The organism is Sphingomonas sp. 66-10 (assembly GCF_001897045.1).
Taxonomy (GTDB): Bacteria; Pseudomonadota; Alphaproteobacteria; order Sphingomonadales; family Sphingomonadaceae; genus Sphingomonas; species Sphingomonas lycopersici.
The window spans coordinates 1-5776 of sequence record NZ_MKRR01000100.1 but is presented as its reverse complement, the minus strand read 5'-3'; the positions used below and the strand labels follow the sequence as shown (position 1 = coordinate 5776).

Below are 5776 nucleotides of genomic sequence, written 5' to 3'. Positions count from 1 at the left end.
AAACCGTGAGAACGCGATCGTGCCGGTCACCATGCTGGCGCTGCCCTCGATTTATACGCCGACGCGCTTGACCAAGGATATGCGATTAGACAACCGGCCGTCGCGGCTCGTCTGTCATGCCGTCCCGAATTCTCGTCTCTGGATCATCGCTGATTTGAGCCAGAGGCTGTTCAAGATGAGCCAAGTGACGGCGGCGGGCAGGTCGCGCGTTATGTCGCGCGGCACGGGCAGCCGCAGGGGCGGGTCGCGAAGGCGGTGCTCATCGCGTCGGTTCCGCCGCTGATGGTGAAAACCGACGCCAATCCGGATGGCGTGCCAATCGAGATATTCGACGATTTCCGCAAGCAGCTCGCCGCGGACCGTACGCAATTCTACCTCGATGTGCCGTCAGGCCCGTTCTACGGCTTCAACCGGCTGCTGACCAAATCGTCGGACGCGATCATCCAGAATTGGTGGCGGCAGGGCATGATGGGCGGCGCCAACGCGCATTATGAAGGGATCAAGGCCTTTTCGGAAACCGATCAGACCGCCGATCTGCAGGCGATCACCGTGCCGGTGCTGGTCATCCAGGGCGACGACGACCAGGTCGTCCCTTACAAGAACGCCGCGCTCAAGCAGGACGAATTACTGCGGGACAGCACCCTGAAGATCTATTCCGGTGCGCCGCACGGGATGCATACCACCCACGCCCAGGAGGTGAATGCCGACATCCTCGCGTTCATCCGACAGTAACGGCCATGTTGCGCCCGTCGCCGTGGTTAGGATCGACCGGCGATCCGCCCGGTAAAGGAGGGGGCAATTCTCAACGTCATGGGAAGCGCACGCGTCGCTCCCATCAGCGCCAGAGGCCTCTTGCGACGCAAAGCCTCCAGCGTGGCGGCCGCGACGGCCTCGGGGGCGACCTTGCGCGCAGCGCTATGCGTCGTCGCAGGCGTGTCAACGGTCGGCGGCAATACTTCGAGCACCTGCGTCGCGCTTCCATCGAGCTGCCTGCGCAACCCTTCGGCAAAACCGTGCAGACCCGCTTTTGCGGCGCCATAGGTCGGCGCCCGTTTGGGCGACACGAGTGCGAACCCGGACGTCACGAAGATGATGGCCGAGAGCGGGCCATATAGCGCGAGCGCCGCGGCAGTCAGTTTGATCGGCGCCACGAAGTTGAGCGCGAATTCGTCCTCAAGCGCCGCCGGTCCCGGAGGCGCGGCGACGAAATCGCGCTCGACCAGTCTGCCGGCGTTATTCACCAGGATATCCAGCCCGCCGAAGGCGTCGCCGATCTGGTCGAGCATCCGCGCCTGCGCAGCGGTGTCGGTGACGTCGGCTTTGATCGCGAGAGCATCCGGTCTTGCTGACGAAAATTCGCGCAGCGCATCGTCCGAGCGCGCGCAGACCGCCACCCGCGCATCGACGGCGCGGAAGGCGTCGGCCAAGGCCAATCCGATCCCGGAGGTCCCGCCGGTGATCAGGACACGCTTGCCGCTGAATTCACTCATATTCGGATGTCCTCTCGGGCTGCGGCGACAGGATCGGCAAGCGCGGCCGGGTGGAGGCGGGTCGCCTCTTCCCATGCGGCGCGCAGATCACGGGGATCGCCGGTGCCGAATACATAACGGTCGGGGCGGACGAGCACGGCGTCGGATTGGCGATCGTCGAGCCAGCGTTCGATCGCCGGGGCAAACGGCCGGATAGGCGCGGCGGCGAGCATGTCGCGGGAAAGTAGCCAGCATCCGGCGCCCAGCACGTCGTCGAGGCGGGTTCCGTCAGGCGCGACCGGCTGCGGGAAATAGCTGCCCGCCGCGTTGCTTTCCGCGATGATCAAGCCTTCCATGATCGTCGGATAGCCGGACGGTCGGTTGGGCTGCTTGCCCAGGATACGCGCGATCCCGATCTTGAGGTCGCGTGCCAGCGCCGCCCACCGGTTGGTCGTGCACACCATCCGGCCCATCATGATCGCCATATCGATCGTCGCACGCAGATTGCGCGCGCGCTCGGGCTGATAGCTGTCGAGCAACGCGTCGGGCGCGCCGTCCTTGACCACCGCCGCGAGCTTCCATGCGAGATTGGCGGCGTCGCGAAGGCCCGAGCACATGCCTTGTCCGGCAAAGGGGGGCGTCTGATGCGCGGCGTCGCCCGCGAGCAGCACGTTCCCGGCGCGCCACCGGTCGGCGATCCGCGCCCGGAATGTGTAGACCGCCTTGCGTTCGATCCGCACCGCGCCTTTCACGTCCCACGGGTCGAGCAATGTCGCGACGAAGGCGTCGTCGCTGACCTGTTCCGCGGTCTCGCCCTTGAGGATCATGAATTCCCAGCGGTGACGGCCCTCGCCCATCAGGACACAGGTGGTCGGCCGCTTCGGATCGCAGATCTGCAGGTTCGCCGCCGGCAGTCTCGTTTCGTCATCGACCAGGACGTCGACGACGAGCCATGGTTCTTCGAACTGGAGATCGTCGAACGCGATGCCGGCGGCGGTACGCACCGGCGATCGCGCGCCGTCCGCGCCGATCAGGAATCGGCTGCGGATGGTCTTCGGCCCCTCGGGCGTCCCAATCCGGGTCGTCACGCCGTCGCCGTCGTCGACGAACGAGCCGACCTCCCAGCCGTGGCAAAGTACCGCATCCGGATATCGTTGCAGCGAACGGCGCAGTGCCGCTTCCACCGAGGGCTGGTGGATCATGTTCGCGCCGGGCCATCCGCCGGGGCCGATCCGATCCGATCCATCGAAGCGGAGCAGGAGCTTGCTCCGGCTGTTGAGGAAATCGTAGCGCGCGACGCGCCGGCTGGTCGCGAAAACGTCTTCGGCCGCGCCCGCCTCCTGCAGGATGCGCATTCCTTCGTGGTCGATATGCGCCGCGCGCGGCAGCGGATAGGGGGCCGCTTCCTTTTCGGCGACGATGACCTTGAGGCCGCGGCGCGCCAGCAGAATGGCGAGCGTCAGCCCGGTCGGCCCGCCGCCGGCGATCAGGACGTCGCAATCCGGTTCCACGGGCTCAGCCCTCTGCAATCATGGTTGCTTCGATATGGCCGAGGCCGTCGATCTCGCAGCGCACGACATCGCCAGCCTTGAGGAATTGGCGCGGGTCCATCGCCGCGCCGACCCCGCCTGGCGTTCCGGTGAAGATGCAGTCGCCGGGCTCGAGCGTCATGGCCGTGGAGAGGTGCTCGACCTGTTGCCAGATGTCGAAGACGAGGTGGCACGTATTCGACTCCTGCCGCTTCTCGCCATTGACGAAGCAACGCAAATCGAGCGCGTGGGGATCGGCCACCTCGTCGGCAGTCACGATCCACGGCCCCATCGGGGCATGGGTGTCGAAGCTCTTGCCCAGCGACCATTGCGGGCCAGCGTGCTGCCACAGGCGTTCGGTGACGTCGTTGCCCACACAATAACCGAAGAGCGCCGCCGGGGCGTCGGCGGCGGCGATATGCTTGCCGCCCTTGCCGACGATCGCCACCAGCTCGACCTCATAATCGTTGGTCATCGTGCCGCGCGCGATCTCGATATCGTCGAAGGGGCCGTTGACGCTGGTCTGTGCCTTGGTGAACCAGACCTGCCGCTGCGGCGTCTCCATCTTCGATTCCGCGATGTGATCGGCATAGTTGAGCCCGATCGCCCAGATCTTCCCGGGGCGTTGGATCGGCGCCTCCAGCTTGACCGACGCGAGCGGCACGCCGCCGCCGGCCGTGGCCTTGGCCTCCAGCGCCGGCTTGTGGCGATCCCAGTCACGGATCAGGTCGATCATCGTGCCGTCGATGCCGGTGGCGACGATGCTGTCGCCGACCACGATCCCCGTCTGCGTGCGACCATCGGCTGTATAAGTGGCGAGTTTCATGCGGCATTTTCCTTGGACTTGCGGCGGAACAGGGACTTCACCCGGATCTGCGCCGCGGTGACGAAGGCGATGAGGCCCGGGGGCGGGGGGCGTTTGCCGGCAAACAGCGGATGCGGCGCGCCCCATTGCACGTTGAGCAAAGCGCTCATCGGCTGCTTCTGCGGCGGATCGGCAGCGGTGAAGAGATCGCCGTCGGTCCAATGCTCGAGCTCGTTACCGAACGGGTCCTTCCAATAGTCGAACACCTGGCTGCCCATGATGTGCCGGCCCACGCCCCAGGCCTGGTTGCGCTTCTTCGACCTGAGATATTGGTGGCCGAGCATCAGGTCGTCGAAGTTCGCGACCTCAAATGCCGCGTGGAGCAGGCCGAGCTCGCCGGGAAGCTGCGCGAGGAATAAAGTGTGGTGATCGGCCGGCTTGTCGCCCCGGTCGCAGCGCATGAAGGCGCCGAGCGGCACCCCTTCGGCGGCCTCGACCTCGTCTGACGTCAGGAAGCCGAACCGCTCCTTGTACCAGCGCTCCGAGGTGCGGAAGTCGCGGACCTTGAGCACCGCATGGCCGATGCGGCGCACATGCGCGGGCGCCGCTTCGAGCCGCACCGTCGACCGAAAGCGCGGCTTCGAGGCGGCGCTGTTCCGCGCCGGCTCGGCCGGCAGATCGGCCGGCGCAACCTTGTTCTGCCCTGCGACCACCTCGACGCGATAGCCGTCCGGATCGGTCAGCCGCACGACCTTGCCGCCACCCGGCTCGTCGAGATCGGCGACCTCGACCCCTTCGAATGCGGCGAGGGTTTCGAGATCGGCGACGGTTTCGGCCCTGAGCCCGACCGCGAGGAACCTGGCCTCGCCAGCTTCGGTCGCGTGGACGAATGGCCGTCCATCGCCGCCTTTGCCGTAAAGCCGGCCGCCGGCCTCGAAGACGCTCAGCCCGAAATCCTCGAGGAACGCGCGCATGGCCGTCAGGTCCGGCGCGGCGAAGCGGACGTGGGCGATGTCCTCGATCTTGATGACTGACACGGCTCGACTCGCGAGATAGTTGACTATTTGGTCATTTAACTTGCAATTGACCGGATAGTCAAGTAGGAGAAGCGCATGCTCGACCAGCCCGAATTGTCGCCCCGTGCCGCGCGGACCCGCGCCGCCCTCGTTGCGGCCGGATTCGACCTGCTCGCCGCAAAGCCGATCGACGCTATTCCGATCGACGAGGTGGTGGCGACGGCGGGGGTCGCGAAAGGAAGCTTCTTCAACCATTTCGCCGACAAGCAGGCGTTTGCGGCGGCGCTCGCCACCGAAGTTCGGCTCGAGCTGGAAGGGCAGGTCGGCCGCGCCAACGACGGCATAGTCGATCCGATCGAGCGTATCGCCGGCGGGATGCGGGTCTGCGCGACCTTCGCCATCGACAATCCCAAGCGCACCGCGGTGCTGCTACGCAGCGCGGGGAGCGTGACCGACCGCAAACACCCGCTCAACAAGGGCGTCGCCGACGATTTCGACGAGGCCGCAACGCTGGGGCTCATCGGGGCCGCGGCCAGGGGGAGCGGCGTCCTTTACTGGCTCGGCCTCTGCCAGGCGCTCATGGCGCATCTGGTGGAACCGAAGCGCGACCCCGCCGAGGCGCAAGCGCGCATCACGGAAATGCTGGTGCTTGGTCTGACCGGTCTCGGAATCGACAGGCACCGGGCGGAAGCGGTGGCAGCACGGTGCGGGCACTGCTCGCGTCGGTGAAATCGTTCGAGGCGGGCGAGCCGGTCCGCGCGATGAACAACCTGCTGCGCGGGCTGTCATCGCTGCCGGTCACCGTCACCGCGGGCGTTTGATGGAGCCCGTTGCCAAATGGCCGCCGGTCGAGCAGGACAATGAATTCCACCACAAATGCGATGCGGCTTCCGCATTGGACCGCTGCTTTCGGTTCCCGCTGCGAATGGCAGGCTGGCGCCCCGCACCGGATAAACA

General features: G+C 66.3%; 6 protein-coding genes and 1 pseudogene. 3 read left to right on the top strand and 4 right to left on the bottom strand.

Annotation, left to right across the window (positions count from 1 at the left end; genetic code table 11):
- Both BGN95_RS09525 and BGN95_RS09520 read left to right on the top strand, forming a co-directional pair.
- On the top strand, positions 1-283 hold a 283-nt coding region (locus BGN95_RS09525; protein WP_286772489.1), incomplete at its 5' end, for a hypothetical protein.
- A pseudogene (locus BGN95_RS09520) lies at positions 166-732 on the top strand (alpha/beta fold hydrolase); the annotation flags it as partial. The gene BGN95_RS09525 and the pseudogene BGN95_RS09520, both read left to right, overlap by 118 nt.
- Before the next feature lie 26 nt (positions 733-758).
- On the opposite strand, the gene BGN95_RS09515 reads toward BGN95_RS09520, so the two are convergent.
- Genes BGN95_RS09515 through BGN95_RS09500 form a run of 4 tightly spaced genes read right to left on the bottom strand, consistent with a single transcriptional unit; the run spans position 759 to position 4840 of the window.
- Entirely contained in the window at positions 759-1490 is a 732-nt protein-coding gene (locus BGN95_RS09515) for an SDR family NAD(P)-dependent oxidoreductase (RefSeq protein ID WP_286772488.1), read from the bottom strand.
- The gene (gene mhpA / locus BGN95_RS09510) at positions 1487-2980 is read right to left on the bottom strand and encodes a bifunctional 3-(3-hydroxy-phenyl)propionate/3-hydroxycinnamic acid hydroxylase MhpA (protein ID WP_286772487.1); all 1494 of its coding nucleotides are present in this window, start codon (positions 2978-2980) and stop codon (positions 1487-1489) included. Before mhpA ends, BGN95_RS09515 begins: the two co-directional genes overlap by 4 nt.
- 4 nt (positions 2981-2984) lie before the next feature.
- Positions 2985-3824: a fumarylacetoacetate hydrolase family protein gene (locus BGN95_RS09505; protein ID WP_286772486.1), complete on the bottom strand. Its 840-nt coding sequence runs from the start codon at positions 3822-3824 to the stop codon at positions 2985-2987.
- Entirely contained in the window at positions 3821-4840 is a 1020-nt protein-coding gene (locus BGN95_RS09500; protein ID WP_286772485.1) for a VOC family protein, read from the bottom strand. The genes BGN95_RS09505 and BGN95_RS09500 overlap by 4 nt, the downstream gene beginning before the upstream one ends.
- Positions 4841-4915: 75 nt before the next feature.
- On the opposite strand from BGN95_RS09500, the gene BGN95_RS09495 reads away from it, so the two are divergent.
- Positions 4916-5548 carry a TetR/AcrR family transcriptional regulator gene (locus tag BGN95_RS09495; protein WP_286772484.1) on the top strand — a complete coding sequence of 211 codons (633 nt, stop codon included), beginning with the start codon at positions 4916-4918 and terminating at the stop codon, positions 5546-5548.
- Positions 5549-5776 lie beyond the last annotated feature (228 nt).

Bases quoted from the DNA above. Each gene is read 5' to 3' on its own strand.
- BGN95_RS09495 (WP_286772484.1), top strand. From the start codon at position 4,916: ATGCTCGACCAGCCCGAATTGTCGCCCCGTGCCGCGCGGACCCGCGCC.
- BGN95_RS09515 (WP_286772488.1), bottom strand. From the start codon at position 1,490: ATGAGTGAATTCAGCGGCAAGCGTGTCCTGATCACCGGCGGGACCTCC.
- BGN95_RS09505 (WP_286772486.1), bottom strand. From the start codon at position 3,824: ATGAAACTCGCCACTTATACAGCCGATGGTCGCACGCAGACGGGGATC.